General features: G+C 64.9%; 3 protein-coding genes. All 3 read left to right on the forward strand.

Annotated features, from left to right (window positions below; genetic code table 11):
• The first annotated feature begins 40 nt into the window (after window positions 1-40).
• Entirely contained in the window at window positions 41-988 is a 948-nt protein-coding gene (locus ACE3UY_RS09095) for an AAA family ATPase (RefSeq protein ID WP_374687227.1), read from the forward strand.
• Window positions 989-2,410 (forward strand): DUF58 domain-containing protein, encoded by a 1,422-nt coding sequence (locus ACE3UY_RS09100; protein ID WP_374687228.1) that lies wholly within the window; start codon window positions 989-991, stop codon window positions 2,408-2,410. It abuts the gene before it with no gap.
• Window positions 2,407-2,900, forward strand: a 494-nt coding sequence (locus tag ACE3UY_RS09105) for a hypothetical protein (protein ID WP_374687229.1), incomplete at its 3' end; no start/stop codon positions are given. The genes ACE3UY_RS09100 and ACE3UY_RS09105, both read left to right, overlap by 4 nt.

Genomic DNA, 2,900 nt, shown 5'->3' on the forward strand with positions numbered 1-2,900 from the left:
ATCTGTGTCATCTGTGCAATCTGTGGATGCTTCTTGACTTATGAACGACATTCAAGAGTTCTCTCGCCAAGTCCTGGACAACGTGGAGCGCGTCATCATCGGCAAGCGGGACGTGCTCGAATTGATGATGATCGCCATCCTGTGCGAGGGGCACGTGTTGCTGGAGGACGTGCCGGGCACGGGCAAGACGATGCTGGCGCGGGCTATGGCCCGCAGTCTGGGCATTGACTTCAAGCGCCTCCAGTGCACGCCTGACCTGCTGCCGAACGACGTGACTGGCGTCTCAGTCTACGAGTTACAGCAACAGACGTTCACCTTCATCCCCGGTCCGGCCTTCACCAACATTCTACTGGCCGACGAGATCAACCGGGCCACGCCGCGCACCCAGTCGGCGCTGCTGGAAGCGATGGGCGAGCGGCAAGTGACGGTGGACGGCGTAACACGACCGTTGCCGCGTCCCTTCTTCGTGCTGGCGACCCAGAATCCAGTCGAGTATGAGGGCACGTTCCCCCTGCCCGAGGCGCAACTCGATCGCTTCTTCATGAAGCTGACACTCGGCTATCTCAATGAAGAAACCGAGAGTCAGATGCTCCTGAACCTGGGCGGCGTCCACCCCATCGAGACGCTGGAGGCGGTGGTGGACGGCCAGCGCCTCCCCACTCTCTCGCGCCAGGTCTGGGAAGTGCACGTAGATGACACCGTCCGCGACTATATCGTCAGGCTTACCTTCGCCACGCGCCGCCACCTCGACCTGCTACTGGGGGCGAGCCCGCGCGGCAGCCACGCCCTCTACCGCGCGGCACAGACCCACGCCGCGCTGCAAGGGCGCGACTACGTGCTGCCCGACGACGTCAAGCGGCTGGCCGAACCGGTGCTCTCTCATCGCTGCCTCGTACATCCGGAGAGCGCCCTGCGCGGCGTCACGGTGCGCGAGATCGTGGCCGGCATCCTGCAGGAAGCGCCGCTCGACATCGGGGAGTTGGGCTAGATGTCCTCCTACGCCTGGCTGGTCGTGCTGCTGTTGGCCGTCGCCTTCCTGCTGCGCGTCGACTTCATCTTCTACATCCTGTACGTGCTCGTTGGCGTGTTTCTGTGGAGTCGCTGGTTCGCGCCCCGCGCCCTGAGCCAGTTGGAGGCCAGCCGGACTTACCGGCGGCGCGCCTTCCTGGGCGAGACGGTGGATGTGACCGTCCTACTGCGCAATAAAAGCCGGCTGGCGCTGCCCTGGGTGCAGTTCCACGAAAGCGTGCCGCCCGAACTGCGTCTGGAGGAGTCGGTGCAGCACGTCGTCACCCTGGGTGGCCGGCAGTCTAGCACCCACACCTACCACGTGAAGGGCTTGCAGCGCGGCTACTACCAGCTTGGCCCCCTGCGACTCACCAGCGGTGACTTATTCGGACTGGCTAAGACACGTGTTGGCCTCCTGCCGCCGGATTATCTGACCGTCTATCCGCGCATCGTGCCGCTGACCCATCTCGGGCTGCCGTCGCGGCTGCCGTTTGGTACCATCGCCAGCCATCAGCGGCTATTCGAGGACCCGGCGCGACCGATGGGCGTGCGTGACTTCCGCTCTGGCGACTCGCTGCGCCAAATCAATTGGAAGGCCAGCGCCCATACACAGAAGATGCTCGTGCGCACCTTCCAGCCAGCCATCTCGCTGGAGACCATCATTCTGCTCGACCTCCACAGCGCCGACTACGAACGCCGCGACCGGCTGTACTGGACGGAGTGGGCCGTCGTCGTCGCCGCCTCGCTGGCGACCCATCTGGTCAACCAGCGACAGGCCGTCGGACTGACATCGAATGGGGTCGATCCGTTACGGCTGCACGAAGAAGCGCGACAATTCGATGAGGTGACGGGGCGGTTGGGGTTGGGCGTGGGGGAGCAGCCTTCAGTGGCCGCGGGGGAGCAGGGAAGCGGGGGAGGCGTGGGCCCGACAGGAGTCGGGGACAAAGCGAGCGTGGCGACTAACCAACGACCAACGACCAACGACCGCCCGATCACGAACTACACGCGCCTCATACCGCCCCCTATCCCGCCGCGCAACGGACGGGCCCATCTGATGAAGGTGCTGGAACAACTCGCCCGGTTGGAAACGCGGGCGACTATCCCATTCCATGAGTGGGCGCCCACGAAGACCCTGCAACTCAGTTGGGGCGTCACCATCCTGGCTGTTACCGCCCAGGGGGACGAACGTACCTGCAATACGCTGCACCAGATGGTGCGCGCCGGCTTCAATCCCATCCTGATCGCTATCGAACCGAGCGCCAATTTTGGACAGGTGCGAGAGCGGGCACGCCGGCTTGGCTTCCAGGCCTACAACATCACCGGCAGGGCAGCTCTCAATCGGTTAGGCCAGGGCGCGGGCGGCCAGTGGCAGGCAACGAGTGCGCCACGGGGGAGAGCATGAGCCAGCGCCGTTGGCGTCCAGTTCGCAACAAGGGGGTGATCGCCGCGGCCCGGCAGCGACGTGTCCCGCCCCCTGGCGCGCGTCTGGCCTTTCAGGTCGATCCCTGGACGCGCCGGCTCATCCGGCCGGTGCTCATGGCCGTTATGGCTACCGCGCCGGCCGTGGCCTTGCTAGTCATCGTCCAGCTGGGCGCGCCGGAAGAGCCGTGGTCCATGCTGACCCTGCTGTGTTTCTTCGCCGCGCTCGAGGGCGTGTATACGACCGCCTGGCTCCATCACCCCGATAGTCGCGGCGTCGATCGGGGCATCTACCGCGCGGCCGAACTGCTGCTGCTCGTCGTCCTGTCGCGTATTGTCAGTTGGGTTTTGTTTGGAGACGGTCTGCCCTCCCCCGCCGAGGTGCGCCTCTACCTGGCTGCCCCACTCAGTTTCTTTCTGGCCGGCGGCTTCATCACGACCGTGCTGACGACACTGGTAGCCTGGTGGCTGGC

Source organism: Promineifilum sp. (SeqCode) (assembly GCF_041918635.1).
Classification (GTDB): Bacteria; Chloroflexota; Anaerolineae; order Promineifilales; family Promineifilaceae; genus Promineifilum.

Excerpts from the sequence above, each read along its gene's own strand:
- ACE3UY_RS09095 (WP_374687227.1), top strand. The coding sequence starts at position 41 with ATGAACGACATTCAAGAGTTCTCTCGCCAAGTCCTGGACAACGTGGAG.
- ACE3UY_RS09100 (WP_374687228.1), top strand. The coding sequence starts at position 989 with ATGTCCTCCTACGCCTGGCTGGTCGTGCTGCTGTTGGCCGTCGCCTTC.